The organism is Pseudohaliea sp., assembly GCF_040217025.1.
Lineage (GTDB): Bacteria > Pseudomonadota > Gammaproteobacteria > Pseudomonadales > Halieaceae > Pseudohaliea.
Genome location: NZ_JAVJOA010000007.1, coordinates 50294 through 69010 on the forward strand (window position 1 = coordinate 50294; position 18717 = coordinate 69010).

Here is an 18717-nt window from a genome sequence, read left to right on the forward strand (position 1 = left end):
GCCGCCCTGCTCAGGGGGCTGCCTGCCGGGCCAGGTTCTCGAAGCGGGTGTATTCGCCGATGAAAGCGAGGCGGACGGTGCCGATAGGGCCGTTACGCTGTTTGCCGATGATGAGCTCGGCCACGCCCTTGTCGGGGGAATCCTCGTTGTAGACCTCGTCGCGGTAGATGAACAGGATCACGTCCGCGTCCTGTTCGATCGCGCCGGATTCGCGCAGGTCCGAGTTCACCGGCCGCTTGTTCGGGCGCTGCTCCAGGGAGCGGTTGAGCTGTGACAGGGCCACCACCGGGCAGCCGAATTCCTTGGCGATGGCCTTGAGGTTCCGCGAGATCTCGGAAATTTCCGCCGTGCGCCCCTCGGAGCTGCCCGCCACCTGCATGAGCTGCAGGTAGTCGATCATGACCATCGCCAGGTCGCCGTGCTCGCGCACCACCCGCCGCGCGCGGCTGCGCAGCTCCGTGGGCGTGAGTGCCGGGGTATCGTCGATGTAGAGGGGCACGTCCTTGAGCTTGCCGACGGCGCCGGAGAGCTTGGGCCAGTCCTCCTGCTCCAGCTTGCCGTTGCGTACCCTGGTCTGGTCGATGCGGCCGATGGAGGAGAGCATGCGCATGATCAGCTGCTCCGCGGGCATCTCCATGCTGAACACCAGCACGGGCTTTTCCTGGGCGAGGACGGCGTGCTCGACGAGGTTCATGGCGAAGCTGGTCTTGCCCATGGAGGGCCGGCCCGCCACGATCACCAGGTCCGAGCGCTGCAGGCCGGAGGTGAAGCGGTCGAGGTCCACGTAGCCGGTGGACAGGCCGGTGATATCGCCGCCGCTCTGGAACAGCTCCTCGATGCGCGACAGCGCCCCCTGCAGCAGCGGGTTGACCGTCTGCGGCCCGCCGGCCTTCGGCCCCTGCTCGGCGATCTGCATGATGCGCCGCTCCGCGGCGTCGATGAGTTCCTCGGCGCTGCGCCCCTCCGGATTGAAGCCGCTGTCGGCGATCTCCTGGGCGGCCTGGATGAGCCGGCGCACGTTGGCGCGCTCGCTCACCACCTGCGCGTAGGCGCGGATGTTGGAGGCGCTGGGCGTGCCCTCGGCGAGCTCCGTCAGGTAGGCGAGGCCGCCGGCGGCCTCGAGCTCGCCGCTGGCCTGCAGCTTGTCGGCGACCGTGATCACGTCCACGGGCTCACTGGCCTCGGCCAGGCGCGCCACGTGGCGGAAGATCATCCGGTGATCCGGCCGGTAGAAGTCCTCGGCGGCGACGACCTCGGCCACACCGTCCCAGCCATCGGCGGACAACAGCAGGCCGCCGAGTACGGACTGCTCCGCCTCGATGGAATGGGGTTGCATCTTGATGCGGGACACGTCGCCGTCATGGTCGGGCGGGGGGTCCGGGGGGAAATCGGCGCTTTCGGGGTCGGCCATGGCGGGGTCAGGGCTGCTCGCGGCCGCACAGGTTAGCCGATTCGGCGTGGCCGCTGAAGAGGCTGGCGGCCCCGGGGGCAAAATCCCCGCCGCGGTCGGCTGGGGGCGCGCCTCCCACGGCGCATGGGTCCCGTGGGAGGGCTTCGGGAGCGGCGTCTCGCCGCGACCCGGTCGGTTTGTGATTCCTTACTCGGGAACGACCGCCAGGGTCACGTCGATCATTACCTCCGGGTGAACCTGCACGGCGACCACGTACTCGCCGGTTTCGCGCAGGGCCCCCTCGGGCAGGCGGACCTCGGACTTGTCGATCTCGCAGCCGGCGGCGGTGACCGCGTCGGCGATATCGCGGGTGCCGATGGAGCCGAACAGCTTGCCCTCGTCGCCGGCGTTGGCGGTAATGGTGACCACGCCCACCTCGGCGAGTTTCTCACCCCGGGCCTGGGCGGCGGCCAGGGCCTCCGCGGCGGCCTTCTCGAGGTCGGCGCGGCGCGCCTCGAACTCGGCCACGTTCTCCTTCGTGGCCGGTACGGCCTTGCCCTGGGGAATCAGGAAGTTACGGCCGTAGCCGGGCTTCACTTCGACGGTGTCGCCGAGGCCGCCCAGGTTGCCAATGTTCTCCAGCAGAATGACTTGCATGGTTCCTATCCTCTCGCTTCGGGAGCGGGCTCCCGTCCGGCGCCCGTGGCGCCCTGTGTCGAATGTTCGTTCAGTCCCGGTCGTCTTTACCGGCGCGCTGCCAGCGCGCGCGGAAATCCACCCAGGCATCCAGTACCGCGAAGCCCACGAGCAGCAGCTTGGCCGCGTCGAACAGCAGCCACAGCGCGTAGAACGCCGTCAGCCAGCCCCGGCCGGAGCCCCGCTGCGCCGCCCGGGCATGGACCAGCGCGAAACCCACCACGGTCACCGGCACCAGCAGGCAGGCGGCCCAGCTCCGGTACTCGAGACCCAGCGCCGTGAGCCCCGCTGCCCCCAGGGCCAGCGCGGCGGTCACGCCGACCGGGAGGCGCAGGGCGCGGAACTCGCTGCCGAAGCCCCCCGGGTTGTACAGGGCGGCCTGCCAGTAGCGCGCCAGCGCCAGGCAGAGTACCGCCAGGATCGCGTTCGCGGCGCCCATCATGCCCGCGAGTTGCAGCTGCGTCGGCACCTGCATCACCACTTCCGTCCCCTGCCCGGCGGACTGCTGCACCTGCTCCAGCAGCTGGCCGAAGACGGCCGCGAGCTGCTCCAGCAGGCGACGGGCCAGCACCAGCGTGGCCAGGCCCGTCAGGACGCCGACCGCGGCGCTCGCGAGCACCGCGAGGGCCAGGTTCACCGACAGGCGCAGCACCAGGGCGAGCACGAAGGTGCCCAGGAGCAGCGCCAGCGGCGTGCTGTCGCCGGCCATCCGCGTCAGCAGCAGTGCCGGCAGGGACGCCCAGAGGACGATCCACGCCCCGGGGCCGACCCCGCGACGCAGGGTCACCAGCGCCGCAACGGCGGCGCCGATCCAGCAGAACAGAACGCTGCCGGAGCTTGCGACGGCCAGCAACAGGGCCCGGTAGGGGCCGCGCATGGCGAAATCGGCAAGCGCTTTCATAAAGGCACCCGCCCAAAGGCGGGACCGCTGCCTAGCGGTGGGCGTCCGAGTACGGCAGCAGGGCCAGGAAACGCGCGCGCTTGACGGCGGTGGACAGCTGGCGCTGGTACCGGGCCTTGGTGCCCGTGATGCGGCTCGGGACGATCTTGCCGGTCTCGGAGACGTAGGCCTTGAGCGTGTCGAGATCCTTGTAGTCGATTTCCTTCACGCCCTCGGCGGTGAAGCGGCAGAACTTACGGCGACGGAAAAAACGTGCCATGGCTAATACTCCTGGATTCGGTTAACGACGGCCTCAGGCCTCGGCTTTCTCGGCGTCCTTCTCGGCGCCCCTGTCAGCGCCCTGGTCGTCGGCGTCATCGCCGGACCGGTCGCCGCGGTCACCGCGGGGGCCCCTGTCATCGCCCTTGCGGTCGTCGAAGCGGCTCTTGCGCTCGCGGCTCTCTTTCTCGGCCTTCATGATCGGGGACTCGCTGGTCACGGCCTCGTCGCGGCGGATGACCAGGTTGCGGATCACCGCGTCGTTGAAGCGGAAGGTCGTGGTCAGCTCTTCCATGGCATCGTTGCTGGCCTCTACGTTCATGAGCACGTAGTGGGCCTTGTGAACCTTGTTGATCGGGAAGGCGAGCTGACGGCGGCCCCAGTCTTCCAGGCGGTGCACCTGGCCACCGTCCCGGGTCACCATGGCGGTGTAGCGCTCGACCATGGCCGGCACTTGCTCTGACTGGTCCGGATGGACCAGGAACACGATCTCGTAATGTCGCATCGAAGGCTCCTTACGGGTTAATGCCACCCGTCACGGCGGTGTGGCAAGGAGAATGGGCAGCCGAAGGCGGCCCGCAAATTTTGGAGCGCGGAGTTTAGCCGCGCGGGGGCCGCCTTGCAAGCGCCGTTCAACGACGCGTTGCCGCCCTGCGGCCGGGGTCGCGACGGGCCCCCCGTTCCGGGCGGGCCGCTCCTACCGGGGGTCGGCAGTGCGCTGGCGCACCACCTCGAACAGGCAGACGCCGGTGGCCACGGACACGTTCAGGCTGGACACCGCCCCGGCCATGGGCAGGTGGACGAGAAAATCGCAGTGCTCCCGGGTGAGCCGGCGCAGCCCGGCGCCTTCGCTGCCGAGCAGCAGGGCGGCGGGGCCCGTGAGATCCTGCGCATAGAGGCTGCTCTGGGCCTCGCCGGCGGCGCCGTAGAGCCAGATACCGCGTTCCTTGAGGCCCTTCAGCACGCGGGCGAGGTTGGTGGCCGCGTGCAGGGGGACCGTCTCCGCCGCGCCGCAGGCCACCTTGCGCACGACCGGGGTCACAGAGGCGGACTTGTCCTTCGGCAGGATGACCGCATCCACCCCCGCGGCGTCGGCGCTGCGCAGGCAAGCGCCGAGATTGTGCGGGTCGGTCACGCCGTCGAGCACGAGCACCAGGGGCGGGTGGTCCAGCGCCTCGAGGTGAGCCCAGAGCTCGGCCTCCCGGGCGAGGGTGTTGTCGCCTGCGGCCGGGCCGCCCGCGAGCTCGGCGACCACACCCTGGTGGCGGCCCTGCACGAGCCGGTCCAGGGCCGATCGGGGCACGCGGTGGATGGCGACGCCGGCATCTTCCGCCGCTGCCAGCAGCGCGGCGATCCGCCGGTCTTCGCGGCCGCGCTGCACCTGCAGGCGCACGATGCTGCCGGGGTCCCGGGCCAGCAGTGCCTCGACGGCGTGGATGCCGTAGACCGGTTCGCCCATCCGCTGATGTCCCGTCCGCTGACCTCGCCGACCCTAACGGCGGCGCCGGCGGCGCTGACCGCTGCTCTTCTTGCCGGCGGGCTCCTTGCCGGCGGCTTGCTTGTTGCTGCTTTTCTTTCCTGTCTGACCTGCCTTGCCTGTCTGACCTGCCTTGGCGGTCTTCCCGGCCGGGTCACCGGGCTTACCTTCGCTGCTCTTGCCAGCCTTCTGTCGGCGCGAGGACGCGCCCTCCGCTGAGCGGGAGCCCTTCGCTTTGCGCGCGGGCTTAGCGCCTGCGGGAGCGGCGTCCTCGCCGCGACGGCCGCCGCGGTTGCCGCTGTCTTTCGCGCCCGCTTTCCCGCCGGCTTTGCCGCTGTCTCTGACGCCACCCTGGCCGCCTCGGCGGCTGCGCGCGCTCTTGCCCGTCGTCGGCAGCTCCACCGGCTCCAGGTCGATCTTCTTGTCGTCGAGGTCCACCCGGGCGACCTGCACCGACAGCTTGTCACCGAGCTGGAAGCTGCGGCCACTGCGCTCGCCGACCAGGCGCTGGTGGGCCGGATCGAAGCGGTAGTAGTCCCCCGGCAGGGCCGTGACGTGCACCAGGCCTTCTATGTACAGGTCCGACAGCTCCACGAAGAGGCCGAAGCTGGTCACGGCTGCGACCACGCCGGCAAACTCCTCGCCCACGCGGTCCTGCAGGTACTCGCACTTGAGCCACGCGTTGACGTCACGGGTGGCGTCATCGGCCCGGCGCTCGGTCATGGAGCACTGCTCGCCGAGCACCACCATGGCCCGCTCGTCGTAGGGGTAGCTCTTTTCCAGCGGCAGCACTTTCGTACCGTCGGCGCGGCGCACCAGGCGGCTGCGCTGCTTCGAGCGGATCACCGAGCGGATGCCCCGGTGGACGATGAGGTCCGGGTAGCGGCGGATCGGCGACGTGAAATGGGCGTAGCCTTCGTAGTTGAGGCCGAAATGGCCCTTGTTCTCGGGCTGGTAGACGGCCTGGCGGAGGGAGCGCAGGAGCATGGTCTGGATGACATGGGCGTCCGGCCGGTCCTGGATCTCCTCCATGAGCGCCTGGTAGTCCCGGGGGCTGGGGTCCGCCCCGCCGCGCAGGCCGAGGCCGAGCTCACCGAGGAAGGCGCGCAGGTTCTCGAGCTTCTCTTCGCCGGGGCCCTCGTGCACGCGGAACAGCGTGGGCAGCGGGTGCTTCTCGAAGAAACGGGCCGTGGCGACGTTGGCGCAGAGCATGCACTCCTCGATGAGCTTGTGGGCGTCGTTGCGCACCACCGGCACGATCTCGCTGATCTTGCGCTGCTCGTCGAAGATGATGCGCGTTTCCACGGTCTCGAAGTCGATGGCGCCGCGCTCCTCCCGGGCGAGACGCAGCACCTTGTACAGGTCGTGCAGGCGCTTCAGGTCCGGGATGCGGGCTTTCGACACCGCCGGCTCCTTCTCGCCGGCCAGCACCCGGCCCACCTGGGTGTAGGTCAGCCGCGCGTGGCTGTGGATCACGGCTTCGTAGAACTGGAATTTGCCGAGCTGGCCGTCGCGACCCAGGTCCATCTCCACGACCATCGCCAGCCGGTCCACCTCGGGCTTGAGGGAGCAGAGCCCGTTGGAGAGCACCTCCGGCAGCATCGGCACCACCCGCTCGGGGAAATAGACGGAGTTGCCCCGCCGGGCCGCCTCGCCGTCCAGCGCCGAGCCCGGGTGCACGTAATGGGAGACGTCGGCGATGGCGACCCAGAGCTTCCAGCCGCCGAGGCGCTTCTTGCGGCAGTAGACGGCATCGTCGAAGTCCTTCGCGTCCTCGCCGTCGATGGTGACGAAGGGCAGGTCGCGCAGGTCGATGCGGGCGCCCTTGTCGGCCTCCTCGACCTCTTCGCGCAGGTGGCCGGCCTCATCGACCACGGCTTCGGGCCATTCGTAGGGGATGCCGTGGGCACGGATGGCGATATCGATCTCGAGGCCCGGGTCCAGGTGGTCACCGAGCACCTCGATCACCCGCCCCTTCGCGCCGAGCCGGCCCGTAGGGTAGTCGGTGATCTCGGCGGTGACGATCTGTCCGTGCTGCGCCCCGCCCTTGGCCTTCGGCGGGATGAGCACCTCCTGAGTGAGGCGGGCGTTGTCCGGGATGACGACGCCGATGCCGCTCTCTTCCTGGTAGCGCCCCACCACGCGGTCGACGCCGCGTTCGAGGATCTCCACCACCTTGCCCTCGGCCCGGCCCCGGCGGTCGATGCCGGTCACCGTGACCAGCACCGTGTCGCCGTCGAAGAGGCTGCGCATCTGCCTCGCGCTCAGGTAGACGTCGTCGCCCCCGGACACCGGCATGGCAAAGCCATAGCCGTCGCGGTGGCCCTGCACCCGGCAGCGCAGGAGGTTCATGGCATCGACGACGCCGTAGGCGCCGCGCCGGTCCACCAGCAGCTGGCCGTCGCGCTGCATGGCGCGGAGGCGGTTGCGCAGCGCGTCGAGGTCCCGTTCGTCGGTCAGGCCGAGCAGCTCGGCTACCTGGCCGTGATCCAGGGGCCGGTCGGCGGTGCGCAGCTGCTCCAGGATGAACTCCCGGGAGGGAATCGGATTGCTGTAGTTGGCCGCCTCGCGGGCGGCGTGGGGGTCGGCTTTTCTGCCTTTTCGTGCCATAGGGTGGCCTTTGATCCAGTGCGTTTGCAGGCCGGGAGGCCCACGCGATCGCCCATTATACGTGATCGTTGACAAACACCGGACCGGCGACTAGAGTGCTGCACCCTCACCCCCGTGCCCAGGTGGTGAAATTGGTAGACACGCTAGCTTCAGGTGCTAGTGGCCGCAAGGCCGTGGAGGTTCAAGTCCTCTCCTGGGCACCATCTTCCCCGCCAGCTTCCCCACCATGAACGTCACCGTCGGGTGCCTGCTGTCGTTCCAGGTAGACCGTTCGCGCCAGCATCAGCAGCAGGCCGATGCCGCCCGTCGTCATGACCACGAGCACCCAGACTTCGGACTTCATGCCCGCGGCCCGAGCACGGTTCTGCAGAAGGAAGAAAGCCGCCGTCAGGCAGATGAGCAGGTCGAACCACGCCTGCAGACCCCAGGGTGATCGCGTCAGCAGGGGCCAGAAGCCGAACAGCTCTTGCGTGAAAACCGCATAGGCCGTCAGCGCCGCAAAGGGGACAACCAGGCCGGCCGGCACGAGCCAGGCGGGCCAGGCCACACGCTCCTTGGTCTGCGTCACCAGCAGCATGGCCGTGGCGGCCACCGCGAAGCCGCCGAGCGCGACCCATTCCGCTATCGTCATCGAGCAAGCCTCTTTCTGCCGGCAGAGGTCAGCGCACGGACACGGGCGCATCGGCCCAGGGCGTCACGGTCTCGCCGAAGGGCTTGCGATAGCCCTCGGGCAACTCCTCCGTCATGTCCAGCACCGCGGCCAGCCGGCCCATGCCGACGTAGAGCGCGCAGTGGACCATTAACTCCACGATCTCCGCCTCGCTGAAGTGCTCCCGGAGGGCATCGAAGCGCTGGTCGGTGATCGACAGGTGGTCCGTGGCGAAGCGATCGGCGAAGGCAATGGCCGCCTTCTCCGCGGGCGACAGGTCCGGCGCCTCCTCGGGCGTTTCCAGCGAGCAGACGAGACCCTCGTCGACGCTGTCGGCCGCGGCCCGGTAGCGGATGGCCATGCAGCTGCGGCACTGGTTGTGGAAAGCCACGCGCAGGCGTACCAGCTCGATGAGACGTTCCGGCAGCGTGCGGTTCAGGGTCACCCCGGCGCCGAAGCCGATCGCCGCCCTGGCCATGGCCGGTGACAGGGCGAGCATGCGGGTAATGCCCTGCTCAATGACCGACGCAGTGTCGGCCTGGGTCATGGCGCGAAGTTCCGGGTCCCACTGTTCGGGGGGCAGCTTGCTGAGGCGGCTCATGGTGCTCTCCTTGTTATCGGCTTCATCGCTGTACTCGGCTGGTCGGACAAAGAAACGTTGTCGAGGACCATGCTGGCGTACGCCGCCGCGGGACACAAGTCAAGCGAAGGGGACGTTGCCCCCGGTCTCGCGCTGGCTTTATAGTCCGCGAGTCACACCGGAGCGACTCCCCGAGGAAACCACCCCACCGATGACCTATTGCCTCGCGATCGCCCTGGACGAGGGCCTGGTGTTCTGCTCGGATTCACGCACCAATGCCGGCCCCGACCGCGTCAGCACCTACAGCAAGATGCACCGCTTCGCCGTACCCGGGGACCGCTCCCTGGTCATCCTCACCGCCGGCAACCTCGCGACCAGCCAGGCCGTCATCGCGCAGATCCAGCGCGATCTCGAGGAGAACGCCGAGTTCAACATTTTCAATGCCCGCTACGTCAGCGACGTCGCCGACTACCTGGGCACGCTGAGCCTTGCGGAGCAGGAAAAGTACGCCAAGAAGGGCGGCCCCATCGCGGGCAGCTTCAACGCCTCGGCGACGTTCATCATCGGCGGGCAGATCAAGGGTCACGAGCAGGAGCTGTACATGGTCTACCCCGAGGGCAACCACATCACGGCCTCGGACCTGTACCCCTACCTGCAGATCGGCGAAACCAAGTACGGCAAGCCCATCCTCGACCGCATCATCCGCCCGGACACGCCGGTGGAAACGGCCATGCGCTGCGCCCTGGTCTCCATCGACTCGACCATGCGCTCGAACGCCACCGTGGGCCCGCCGCTGGAATGCCTGTTCTACCGCCGTGGCAGCCTCGAACCGCAGGAGCGCTACTTCAAGCTCGAGGAGAACCACCCCTACCTGGCGCAGCTGCGCCAGAGCTGGGACGACAACATCCGCAGCGCCTTCGAGGAGCTGCCGTCACTCTCCGCTATGTTCGAAGGCGACGGATGACGCTGTCGACGAAGGCGAGTTTCCCGGCCACCACGTCGTTGATCACGAACGGGTAGGCGTCGCCGAGACCGACGCTGCGATTGAGCTCGTTCAGCGTCGTGGACAGTCCCCGCCAGTCGTCGATGCGCTGCTCGATGCTCATGGCGTCCGGCGATCGGCCGAGCAGGCCCTGGGCCGCGGCGGTCTCCAGCGCGTCGTGGATATGCAGGTAGTGCCCCCAGCACTCGGCCCAGTCCTCCGAGGGATGGGCACTGGCGTAGGCGCTGATGTAGCGCTCGTGCCAGTCCGGCACCGGCCCCGTGTCGTAGTGCTTCGCAAGCGCGGCCGCGTAATCTGCCTGCTCGTCACCGAACAGCGCGGCGAACTGGGCGCGGGTCGCCGCGTCCGGGTCGAGAAGGCTCCAGTAGTAGTGCCCGCTCTCGTGGCGCAGGTGACCGAGCACCGTGCGGTACTCCTCGTTCATCTGGCTGCGCACCACCGTGCGCGCCACGTCGTCTGCCTCCAGCGTGTTGATGGTAATCACACCGCCCAGGTAGCCGGTGGAGGCAAAGGTCTCGGCGAACACCTCCCGGGAGCGGCCGTCCTCGATAAAGTCGAAGAGCAGGCCGAGGCGCTCGTCGGTCCAGCCGCTGACCAGGGGCAGGCCGAGCTGCATGAGCGTGAAGAACAGCCGCTTCTTGCCCTCCTCGAGCACCCGCCAGCGGCGGTCGTTGCCGGGCAGGGACTGGTTCGGCACGGTGCGGTTGAACTGGCAGGCAAAGCACAACGGGGGCGCCTGCTCGGCAGGGCGCAGCCAGTTGCAGACCCCGAAGTCCTCGCCGTTGCCGCAGAAACGGAAGGCGCGGCCGTTGCGATCGGTGTACACGCCGTCACCGGCCGCCGCCAGCGTCCGCACTTCGCGCACCGCCGGGTCGAAGCCGAGGCGGGCGCCACAGGAGAGGCAGTGGTCGTTGTCGAAGAAGACCTGGCTGCCGCAGTCACAGCGGAAGCGCTTCATCGGTGCTCGAACCGGAACCAGCGATCACTGATGGCGTTGTCCAGGCTGTTGAGAACCAGCTGCAGGTCGTCGATGAAGGCGTGCAGCTCGTCGCGCTCCCATTCCGTGCGGAAGAAGCGGCGCAGCTTCCGCCGGGCGCGTTCGATGACGCGCAGCGCCTCCTCGTTGCCCTTTAGCGGCCCGAGCTCCTCGCGTATCCCGCTCAGGCAGAAGCGCACAGAGCGCGGGAAGGACGGCTCCATGAACACGAAGTCGACCACGCCCTCCGGCTCCACCAGCGGGCCCACCTGCCGCCGGTAGGGACCGAGCGCGCAGAGGGACTTGAGCAGGGTCCCCCAGAGCAGGTGGTCCAGGGCTTGCTGGGTTCCCTCGCGGCCGAGGATATCCGCGGCACCCACGTCGATGATGCGGGTAGCCATGTCGGCGCGCTCGAGGAGCTGGCCCAGCTTGATGAAGCGGTAGCTGTGGTCCCGGCACAGGGTGTTGCGCCAGACCCCGTTGATCACCTGGGTACGGCTGACCACTTCCTGCAGGAAGGCCTGGCGGTGTCGGCGGCCGACGGACTTCTCCGCCTGCTCGCGGGTGTAAAGGTGCAGCTCGTTGACCAGCTCCCAGACCTCCTCCGGCAGCACGTCACGGGTGGTGCGCACGTTCTCCCGGGCCGAGCGCACGGCAAAGGGAATACTGCAGGCGGCTTCGTCCTCGCTGACCAGCAGGCGCAGCACGTTCGCCTCGTTGGCGACGCGGAAGTGCTCGTCGGCCAGCGGTTCGGCATCGAGAATGCGCACCAGGATGTCCCAGCCCGGCTGCGAGCCGCGCGGGATGTCCATGACCATGTGGTGGTAGGCATCGACCAGCCGCGCCGTGCACTCGGCGCGCTCGAGGTAGCGCCCCATCCAGTAGACCCGCTCGGCCACCCGCGACAACATGGTCATGCGCGCCCCTCCACGATCCAGGTGTCCTTGCTGCCACCGCCCTGGGAGGAATTCACCACCAGCGAACCCTTCACCATGGCGACCCGGGTCAGCCCCCCGGGCGTGACCCAGGCTTCGCGGCCCTGGAGGATGAAGGGGCGCAGGTCGAGGTGCCGTGGCTCGATGCCGGCGTCGACGCAGGTAGGTGCCGTGGACAGCTTCAGCGTCGGTTGCGCGATGTAGTTCCGCGGGTTCTTCTCGATGAGCCCGGCGAACTTCCTGCGCGTGGCCGCATCGACGTGTGGTCCGACCATGATGCCGTAGCCGCCGGACTCGTTGGCCGGCTTCACCACCAGCTTGTCGAGGTTTTTCAGCACGTACTCGCGATCTTCCTCGCGGTGGCAGAGATAGGTGGGCACGGAGCGCACCTTCGGCTTCTCGCCGAGGTAGTAGCGGATCATCTCCGGCACGTAGGCGTACACGACCTTGTCGTCGGCGACCCCGGAGCCCGGCGCGTTGGCGATGGCGACCTTGCCTGCCCGCCAGGCGCGCATGAGCCCGGGCACGCCGAGCATGGAGTCCTCGCGGAAGGCCTCCGGGTCCATGAAGTCCTCGTCGATGCGGCGATAGATCACGTCGACCCGGACCGGCCCGTCCACGGTGCGCATGTAGACGCAGTCATCATCATCGACGAGCAGATCCGCACCCTCGACCAGCTCCGCGCCCATGCCCTGGGCGAGGAAAGCGTGCTCGAAGTAGGCGGAATTGTAGATGCCGGGGGTAAGCACCACCACGCAGGGCCGCTTGCGCTCCCGCGGGGAGAGAGAGGCCAGCATCTGGTAGAGCTGCGACGGGTAGTCGTCCACGGGCAGGATGCTGTAGTTCTCGAACAGCTCCGGCAGCACGCGCTTGGTGATTTCCCGGTTCTCCACCATGTAGGACACCCCCGAGGGCACGCGCAGGTTGTCCTCAAGGACATAGAGGTGACCGTCGGCGTCGCGGATCAGGTCCGAGCCGCAGACGTGGGCCCAGACCCCGAAGCGCGGGGAAGCGCCGGTACACTGCGGCTTGTAGTTGCTCGACTCGAGCACGATATCCGCCGGGATAACACCATCGGCGAGAATCTTCTGCTTGTTGTAGATGTCATCGATGAAGCAGTTGAGGGCGCGGCTGCGCTGGACCAGCCCCTCGCGCACGTCGTTCCACTCCCGGGCGGTGATGATCCGGGGAATGATGTCGAAGGGCCAGGCGCGGTCGATATTGCCGCCCTCCGTGTACACCGTGAAGGAAATGCCCATCTCGCGAATCGCCGCGGCAGCCGCGGCGCGGCGGGCGGCCAGTTCCCCGGCAGGCAGGCGGCGCAGCAGGTTCACCGCGCCCCGGGCGGCGGTGCGGGGATGGCCCTTCGCCGTGATCAGCTCGTCGTAGTAGGGCGCCGAGCGGTACCTCTTCCAGCTGTCGTCCATGGGTTCTCCCTGGCACGGGCCCAGCCCGGGCCCGGCGTGCAACACTGTTGTGCAGGCCGGCCTGCGAGACAGGCGGGCGGCCCGACGGGCCGATCTCTTCCCGGGCCTTCGACCCTATCTAACCAAAAAGCCCCGTGGTCGCGCTACACTGCCCGCACCCCGGGACCAACCGCTGCAGGGAGCGATAACAACCATGCGCCAGACTCACTTCCGCGCCTGCCACCTCTGCGAGGCCATCTGCGGACTGCTCATCGAGACCGAGGACCATCGCGTGGTCTCCATCAAGGGCGACCCGGAGGACCCGCTGAGCCGCGGCCACATCTGCCCCAAGGCCATCGCCCTGCGCGATATCCACGAGGACCCGGACCGGCTGCGGAGGCCGGTGAAGAAAGTGCGCGACGGCGATGCGGTGCGCTGGGAGGAGATCAGCTGGCAAGAGGCCCTTGATACCACCGCGGAGCGGCTGCTGGCGATCTACCGGGAGCACGGCGTCGACGCCATCGGCATCTACATGGGCAATCCCACGGTCCACAACTATGGGATGATGACCCACCAGAACAACCTTTTCCGTTTCTTCCGCACGAAAAACCGGTTCTCCGCCACCTCCGTGGACCAGTTGCCGCATCACCTCGCCTCCCTGTGGCTGTTCGGCCACAAGTCGCTGTTCCCGATCCCGGACATCGACCGCACGGACTACTTTCTCATGCTCGGCGCCAACCCGGTGGCCTCCAACGGCAGCATCTGGACGGTCCCGGACGTGCGCCGGCGCATCAAGGACCTCACCGCCCGCGGCGGCCGCCTGGTAGTCATCGACCCGCGGCGGACGGAGACCGCTCAGCTTGCCAGCGAGCACCATTTCATCCGCCCGGGGAGCGACGCCCTGTTCCTGGCCGCGCTCCTGAACACGCTCTTCGACGAGGGCCTCGCCGACCCGCGCCAGCTCGCGCCCTTCGTCGACGGCCTGGACACGGTGGCCAGGGCCCTCGCACCCTTCACCGCGGAGGCCGTCGCCGAGGCCACGGGGATCGCGGCGGCCACGACGCGCGGCATCGCCCGCGATTTTGCGGCAGCGGGCGCGGCCATCTGCTACGGCCGCATGGGCGTGTCGACGCAGGCCTTCGGCGCCCTCTGCCAGTGGCTGATCCAGGTGATGAACATCGCCACCGGCAACCTCGACCGGCCCGGCGGCTCCCTGTTCACCCTGCCGGCCATGGACCAGGTCAGCACTATCGGCCCCGGCGGCTTCAATCGCCACCAGAGCCGCGTGCGCGGCCTGCCGGAGTTCGACCGGGAGCTGCCGGCGGCGGTGATGGCCGAGGAGATCACAACCCCCGGTGAGGGCCGGGTGCGCGCGCTGTTCACCGGCGCCGGCAACCCGGTGCTGTCGACACCGAACGGCCGGGCCCTGGACGCCGCCTTCGAACAGCTCGAGTTCATGGTCAGCCTGGACCCGTACCTCAACGAGACCACGCGGCACGCCGATATCATCCTGCCGCCCACCTCGCCGCTCGAGCACGACCACTACGACATCGGCTTCCATATCAACGCCATCCGCAACACCGCGCGCTACAGCGAAGCGGTGTTCGACAAGCCCGAGGGCAGGCTGCACGACTGGGAGATCTTCACGGCGCTGGGCGAACGCGTCGCGGCCGCCCTCGGCGAGGAGCCGCGGAAGCCCATGGCGCCGCATGAAATGGTCGACCTGGGCCTGCAATTCGGCCCCTATGGCAAGGAAAGCGAGCACGGGCTCGACCTCGCGACCCTGAAGGCCAACCCCTCCGGCGTAGACCTCGGCCCGCTCATGCCCCAGCTGCCGGAGCGCCTGTTCACGGCGAACAAGCGCATCGACTGCGCCGTACCCCTGCTCCTCGCTGACCTCGAGCGGCTGCGCGGCGAACTCGAGGGGGCGGAAGCCGGCAGCGGCCTGCGCCTCATCGGCCGGCGCCACGTGCGTGACAACAACAGCTGGATGCACAACTATCACCGCCTCGTTAAGGGCCGGGACCGCTGCACGCTCCTCGTGCATCCGGCGGACCTCGACCGGCACGGACTGAAGGACGGCGACAGCGCCCGGCTGGCCTCGCGCACGGGGGAGCTCACGGTGACCGTGGAAGCCTCGGACAGCGTCATGCCCGGGGTGGTGAGCCTGCCTCACGGTTACGGACACGATCGCGAGGGCGTGCGCCTCGGCACGGCCCGTGCGAAGGCGGGAGTATCGTGCAATGATATTACCGACGACCGCTGGCTCGACGCCCTCTCGGGCAATGCCGCCGTGAACGGGGTGCCGGTCACCCTCGCCGCGGCCTCCTGAGCGGCGGTCGCAGCACCCACCGCGTCCCGAGGGAAACGCCATGGAAGTGACGAGTATCGTGTTCTGGCTGGTGATCCTGGCCCTGGTGATCTATGTCATCGCCATCTACAACACCCTGGTCAAGCTGAAGAACCGCTACCAGAACGCCTTCGCCCAGATCGAAGTGCAGCTCAAGCGGCGCTACGACCTGATCCCCAACCTGGTCGAGACCGCCAAGGGCTACATGGCTCACGAGCGCGAGACGCTGGACGCGGTCACCACTGCCCGCAACGAGGCGGCCGCATTGCTCAAGGCCATCGGCGAGGGCGGCGGCAGCGCCCCCGCGCTTGCCGACCTCGCCGGCGCGGAAAACGCCCTGCAGGGCGCTCTCGGCAAGCTCAACGTGACCATGGAGGCCTACCCGGACCTCAAGGCCAGCGAGAACATGCAGCAGCTCTCCGAGGAGCTGACCAGCACCGAGAACCGCGTGGCCTTCGCCCGCCAGGGTTACAACGATGCCGTCATGGCCTACAACACCTACCGGCAGAGCTTCCCGCCGGTGGTGCTGGCGGCGACGTTCGGTCACCCGAGCGACGCGGAACTGCTGGAGTTCGACGACAGCCCGCAGATCCAGGCGGCGCCGCGCGTCTCCTTCTAGCGCACCCGGCCTAGCGAGCGGGGGCGCCGACGCGGGTGGACTTCTTCGCCCAGCAGGACCTGGCCCGGCGCAATACGCGTGTGCTGGTGATCCTCTTCACCCTGGCCGTCATCGGCCTGGTGCTGCTCACCAACGTGCTGGTCGCCGGCTTCCTGTTCTTCTCCGAGGACTACAACGTCTATGCCGGCAGCCGCGGTGGCTGGATGGGCTTCCTGCAGCAGCTCTCCTGGGATCGCTTCGGGACCATCAGCCTGGTGGTGATCGGTAGCGTCTTCCTCGTCTCCCTGGTGAAGTGGCTGCAGCTCGCCGCCGGCGGCAAGGCCATAGCCGAGTCCCTCGGCGCGGAGAAAGTGCTGCCGCAAACGCGCGATGCCGACGAGCGCCGCGCCCTCAACATCGTGCAGGAAATCGCCCTAGCCGCCAGCATGCCGGTGCCGGATCTCTACCTGCTCAGGGACGAGCGCGGCATCAACGCCTTCGCCGCCGGCGTGACCCAGGCCGATGCGGTGATCGCGGTGACCACCGGCGCCCTGCATCACCTCAAGCGCCACGAGCTCCAGGGCGTCATCGGCCACGAGTTCAGCCACATCCTGAACGGCGACATGCGCCTCAACGTCCGCCTGGCCGCCCTGCTCAAGGGGATCACCTTCATCGGTGACGTCGGCTATATCTTGCTCCGGGCCGGCACCCACCGGGGCCGGGTGCGCACCGGCGTCCGCGGGGGCGGCAACAGCAACAACAGCGGCGCCGCCCTGCCCGTGCTCGGCCTCGGCCTGCTGGTGATCGGCTGGATCGGCGGCACCTGCGCCGGCTTCATCAAGGCCGCCATCAGCCGGCAGAAGGAGTTCCTGGCTGACGCCGGCGCCGTGCAGTTCACCCGCGACCCGGATGGCATCGCCGACGCGCTCAAGGTCATCGGCGGCTACGTGCCCGGCACCTTCGTGCACCGGGCCCGGGCCGCGGAGCTCTCGCACATGTTCTTCGGCGCCGTCACCCATCGCCTGTGGCAGGGCTTCGCCACGCACCCGCCGCTGGACGCGCGCATCCGGCGCATCCAGCCACGCTGGGACGGCGAATACATCTCGCGCAGGGTGCGCCACTACCCGAACACCCGCATCGAGAGCGCGGACGTGGAGTTCCGCCCGGGCCGCGAGGCACTGGTGGCGGCGGTGGCGGCCGTGGAGGCCACCCGCGGTATCCGCACCCGGCCCTTGGCGCCGCTGACGGAGCACCCCCCGGCCGGCCCCGGCGCCGGCCCCGAAACGGAGGAGCCACCGGCACCCGCGATTCCCCCGGGGCTCCTCGCGCACGTGGATGACCCGCTGGGCGCCTCCAGCCTGGTGCTCGGGCTGCTGATCAGCGACGACCCCGCGCACCGCGACCGCCAGCTGGCGCTCATCGCCGAGCGCGAGGTGCCCGGCCAGGCGACGCTGGTCAACACCGTGGCGCCGGGCCTCGCCGCGCTCCCGGCCGGCCTGCGCCTGCCGCTGGTCAACCGCTGCCTGCCGGCGCTGCGCGCCATGAGCGCGCCGCAGTACCGCACCTTCAAGGAGACGCTGCTCGCGGTGATCCGCGCGGACCAGCACACGGAACTGCTGGAGTGGTGCCTGTACCAGCTGGTGCGCCACTATCTCGACCCGGAGTTCGTGCAGGTCACGCCGAGCCGGCCCCGCTACGCCCGCCTCGGCAAGGTGACCGCCCCGCTTACGGAGGTGCTGTCGGTGCTCGCCCACGAGGGCAGCGGCGAGGCGGAAGCGGCCTTCACCCGGGCCCGCGACGAGCTGGCCCTGCCGAAGCTCAGGCTCAGGCCCCGCGAGGCCCTCTCGGTGCGTGCCTTCAGCGAGGCGGTGCACACCCTCGCCGACTGCTACCCGCTGCTGAAACCGCGGATCCTGAAAGCCATGGGCGAGGCCGCGAGCGAGAACGGCGAGATCTGCCCGGTCGAATACGAGATCCTCGCCAGCATCGCCGCGGTGATCGACTGTCCGCTGCCGGAGGATCTCAAGGCCCCGCCGCTGTAACGGCAAGCAGCCCTGCGCCGGCTCGAGGCGCTGCGCAACCGCAAGATTCCTTCGTTACCGGTCCCGGCCTTTCAAAACGGCCGGGCTTTGCTATGGTTTTGATGGTGCCGGATCGACGACGCCGACGGGTCGGGAGCAGGGAACGCTCCGCCGCGGCGCTGCCGGTACAGACGACTCACCGCTCATACCGCACATGGAGGTACGGTTATGCGAATCACGCCCGCGCCGTCGCGCGCCCACGTCGAATTCCCCCTCAGCCGCCAGCTCGCCCCGATGCCGCCGCTGCCCGTACGGCCGGACCCGGCGCTGGACAAACCGAGGCACTTCCCGCTGTCGCGGACCACGGAACAGGTCCTGCGCATGCTGCTGGAGGGCGACCTGTCGCGCATGCGCGCCGACAGCGTCGCCGAGAGCCTCGGCATCAGCGGCACCACGCTGCGCCGGCGCCTGCGGGCGGACCACACCAACTACCAGTTCCTGCTCGACCGCGCCCGCCAGTACCGCTGTGAACGCCTCCTCGCCGAGCGCCGCCTGCCCGGCAAATGCCTGGCTGACGCCCTGGGCTACAACGAGGTCAACAGCTTCTACCGCGCCTTCCGCCGCTGGACCGGGCAGGGCTTTGCCCAGTACCGGCAGGAGAGCGGACGCTAATGTCCGCGTCGACAAGGTGCTTTCGAAACGCCGCTCCCGCCGTCAGGCCCGGGCGGGCTCCCGGGCTCTGGTACGGGGCAGGCGGGGGCGAAGGGCCGGTAACCTTCAGGCCGCGCCCAGGGTCGAGCCGCGGGCCGGGGCTTTCCGCGAGGACTGTCCGAGTCCCGAAAATTCGCGCAGCGAATTTTGGTCGAG

At 68.9% G+C, this 18717-nt stretch carries 17 protein-coding genes and 1 tRNA gene; 6 read left to right on the forward strand and 12 right to left on the reverse strand.

What is annotated here, in order from left to right; all coding sequences use genetic code 11:
• Nucleotides 1-10 precede the first annotated feature (10 nt).
• From dnaB to rnr, 7 genes are all read right to left on the reverse strand, one after another.
• On the reverse strand, nt 11-1411 hold the full coding sequence (gene dnaB / locus RKE50_RS03775; protein WP_350034528.1) for a replicative DNA helicase: 1401 nt from the start codon (nt 1409-1411) through the stop codon (nt 11-13).
• 186 nt (nt 1412-1597) lie between these two features.
• On the reverse strand, nt 1598-2047 hold the full coding sequence (gene rplI / locus RKE50_RS03780; protein ID WP_350034529.1) for a 50S ribosomal protein L9: 450 nt from the start codon (nt 2045-2047) through the stop codon (nt 1598-1600).
• Between the two features lie 70 nt (nt 2048-2117).
• Nucleotides 2118-2987, reverse strand: coding sequence for a hypothetical protein (locus tag RKE50_RS03785; RefSeq protein ID WP_350034531.1), 870 nt, complete (start codon nt 2985-2987; stop codon nt 2118-2120).
• Between the two features lie 31 nt (nt 2988-3018).
• Entirely contained in the window at nt 3019-3246 is a 228-nt protein-coding gene (gene rpsR, locus RKE50_RS03790; RefSeq protein ID WP_350034533.1) for a 30S ribosomal protein S18, read from the reverse strand.
• Between the two features lie 33 nt (nt 3247-3279).
• Nucleotides 3280-3750 carry a 30S ribosomal protein S6 gene (rpsF, locus tag RKE50_RS03795; protein WP_350034534.1) on the reverse strand — a complete coding sequence of 157 codons (471 nt, stop codon included), beginning with the start codon at nt 3748-3750 and terminating at the stop codon, nt 3280-3282.
• Between the two features lie 192 nt (nt 3751-3942).
• Nucleotides 3943-4704, reverse strand: coding sequence for a 23S rRNA (guanosine(2251)-2'-O)-methyltransferase RlmB (gene rlmB / locus RKE50_RS03800; protein ID WP_350034535.1), 762 nt, complete (start codon nt 4702-4704; stop codon nt 3943-3945).
• Nucleotides 4705-4737: 33 nt separating this feature from the next.
• Nucleotides 4738-7332, reverse strand: a complete 2595-nt coding sequence (gene rnr, locus RKE50_RS03805; protein WP_350034536.1) for a ribonuclease R — start codon at nt 7330-7332, stop codon at nt 4738-4740.
• Nucleotides 7333-7448: 116 nt separating this feature from the next.
• On the opposite strand from rnr, the gene RKE50_RS03810 reads away from it, so the two are divergent.
• A tRNA-Leu gene (locus RKE50_RS03810) sits at nt 7449-7535 on the forward strand.
• Here RKE50_RS03810 and RKE50_RS03815 read toward each other — a convergent pair.
• Nucleotides 7514-7963 (reverse strand): hypothetical protein, encoded by a 450-nt coding sequence (locus RKE50_RS03815; protein ID WP_350034537.1) that lies wholly within the window; start codon nt 7961-7963, stop codon nt 7514-7516. The two genes, RKE50_RS03810 and RKE50_RS03815, sit on opposite strands and share 22 nt — an antisense overlap.
• A 28-nt stretch (nt 7964-7991) precedes the next feature.
• Nucleotides 7992-8582: a carboxymuconolactone decarboxylase family protein gene (locus RKE50_RS03820; protein ID WP_350034538.1), complete on the reverse strand. Its 591-nt coding sequence runs from the start codon at nt 8580-8582 to the stop codon at nt 7992-7994.
• 190 nt (nt 8583-8772) lie between these two features.
• On the opposite strand from RKE50_RS03820, the gene RKE50_RS03825 reads away from it, so the two are divergent.
• Nucleotides 8773-9525: a proteasome-type protease gene (locus RKE50_RS03825; RefSeq protein ID WP_350034539.1), complete on the forward strand. Its 753-nt coding sequence runs from the start codon at nt 8773-8775 to the stop codon at nt 9523-9525.
• Here RKE50_RS03825 and RKE50_RS03830 read toward each other — a convergent pair.
• Genes RKE50_RS03830 through RKE50_RS03840 form a run of 3 tightly spaced genes read right to left on the reverse strand, consistent with a single transcriptional unit; the run spans nt 9503 to nt 12902 of the window.
• On the reverse strand, nt 9503-10522 hold the full coding sequence (locus tag RKE50_RS03830; protein ID WP_350034540.1) for a zinc-binding metallopeptidase family protein: 1020 nt from the start codon (nt 10520-10522) through the stop codon (nt 9503-9505). The two genes, RKE50_RS03825 and RKE50_RS03830, sit on opposite strands and share 23 nt — an antisense overlap.
• Nucleotides 10519-11457 (reverse strand): alpha-E domain-containing protein, encoded by a 939-nt coding sequence (locus tag RKE50_RS03835; protein WP_350034541.1) that lies wholly within the window; start codon nt 11455-11457, stop codon nt 10519-10521. The genes RKE50_RS03830 and RKE50_RS03835 overlap by 4 nt, the downstream gene beginning before the upstream one ends.
• Nucleotides 11454-12902 carry a circularly permuted type 2 ATP-grasp protein gene (locus tag RKE50_RS03840; RefSeq protein WP_350034542.1) on the reverse strand — a complete coding sequence of 483 codons (1449 nt, stop codon included), beginning with the start codon at nt 12900-12902 and terminating at the stop codon, nt 11454-11456. Before RKE50_RS03840 ends, RKE50_RS03835 begins: the two co-directional genes overlap by 4 nt.
• 193 nt (nt 12903-13095) lie before the next feature.
• Between RKE50_RS03840 and RKE50_RS03845 the strand changes: the two genes are divergently transcribed.
• The 4 genes from RKE50_RS03845 to RKE50_RS03860 all read left to right on the forward strand — a co-directional run bounded on the left by RKE50_RS03845 (nt 13096) and on the right by RKE50_RS03860 (nt 18522).
• On the forward strand, nt 13096-15213 hold the full coding sequence (locus RKE50_RS03845) for a molybdopterin oxidoreductase family protein (RefSeq protein ID WP_350034543.1): 2118 nt from the start codon (nt 13096-13098) through the stop codon (nt 15211-15213).
• A 40-nt stretch (nt 15214-15253) separates the two neighbouring features.
• Nucleotides 15254-15850: a LemA family protein gene (locus RKE50_RS03850; RefSeq protein ID WP_350034545.1), complete on the forward strand. Its 597-nt coding sequence runs from the start codon at nt 15254-15256 to the stop codon at nt 15848-15850.
• A 35-nt stretch (nt 15851-15885) separates the two neighbouring features.
• Nucleotides 15886-17871, forward strand: a complete 1986-nt coding sequence (locus RKE50_RS03855; protein WP_350034547.1) for a M48 family metallopeptidase — start codon at nt 15886-15888, stop codon at nt 17869-17871.
• Between the two features lie 207 nt (nt 17872-18078).
• Nucleotides 18079-18522, forward strand: a complete 444-nt coding sequence (locus RKE50_RS03860) for a helix-turn-helix domain-containing protein (RefSeq protein WP_350034548.1) — start codon at nt 18079-18081, stop codon at nt 18520-18522.
• The last annotated feature ends 195 nt before the right edge of the window (nt 18523-18717 follow it).

Bases quoted from the DNA above. Each gene is read 5' to 3' on its own strand.
- rlmB (WP_350034535.1), bottom strand. From the start codon at position 4,704: ATGGGCGAACCGGTCTACGGCATCCACGCCGTCGAGGCACTGCTGGCC.
- RKE50_RS03840 (WP_350034542.1), bottom strand. From the start codon at position 12,902: ATGGACGACAGCTGGAAGAGGTACCGCTCGGCGCCCTACTACGACGAG.
- RKE50_RS03815 (WP_350034537.1), bottom strand. From the start codon at position 7,963: ATGACGATAGCGGAATGGGTCGCGCTCGGCGGCTTCGCGGTGGCCGCC.
- RKE50_RS03820 (WP_350034538.1), bottom strand. From the start codon at position 8,582: ATGAGCCGCCTCAGCAAGCTGCCCCCCGAACAGTGGGACCCGGAACTT.
- rplI (WP_350034529.1), bottom strand. From the start codon at position 2,047: ATGCAAGTCATTCTGCTGGAGAACATTGGCAACCTGGGCGGCCTCGGC.
- RKE50_RS03830 (WP_350034540.1), bottom strand. From the start codon at position 10,522: ATGAAGCGCTTCCGCTGTGACTGCGGCAGCCAGGTCTTCTTCGACAAC.
- RKE50_RS03785 (WP_350034531.1), bottom strand. From the start codon at position 2,987: ATGAAAGCGCTTGCCGATTTCGCCATGCGCGGCCCCTACCGGGCCCTG.
- RKE50_RS03845 (WP_350034543.1), top strand. From the start codon at position 13,096: ATGCGCCAGACTCACTTCCGCGCCTGCCACCTCTGCGAGGCCATCTGC.
- RKE50_RS03860 (WP_350034548.1), top strand. From the start codon at position 18,079: ATGCGAATCACGCCCGCGCCGTCGCGCGCCCACGTCGAATTCCCCCTC.
- RKE50_RS03850 (WP_350034545.1), top strand. From the start codon at position 15,254: ATGGAAGTGACGAGTATCGTGTTCTGGCTGGTGATCCTGGCCCTGGTG.
- rnr (WP_350034536.1), bottom strand. From the start codon at position 7,332: ATGGCACGAAAAGGCAGAAAAGCCGACCCCCACGCCGCCCGCGAGGCG.
- RKE50_RS03835 (WP_350034541.1), bottom strand. From the start codon at position 11,457: ATGACCATGTTGTCGCGGGTGGCCGAGCGGGTCTACTGGATGGGGCGC.
- rpsR (WP_350034533.1), bottom strand. From the start codon at position 3,246: ATGGCACGTTTTTTCCGTCGCCGTAAGTTCTGCCGCTTCACCGCCGAG.
- RKE50_RS03825 (WP_350034539.1), top strand. From the start codon at position 8,773: ATGACCTATTGCCTCGCGATCGCCCTGGACGAGGGCCTGGTGTTCTGC.
- rpsF (WP_350034534.1), bottom strand. From the start codon at position 3,750: ATGCGACATTACGAGATCGTGTTCCTGGTCCATCCGGACCAGTCAGAG.
- dnaB (WP_350034528.1), bottom strand. From the start codon at position 1,411: ATGGCCGACCCCGAAAGCGCCGATTTCCCCCCGGACCCCCCGCCCGAC.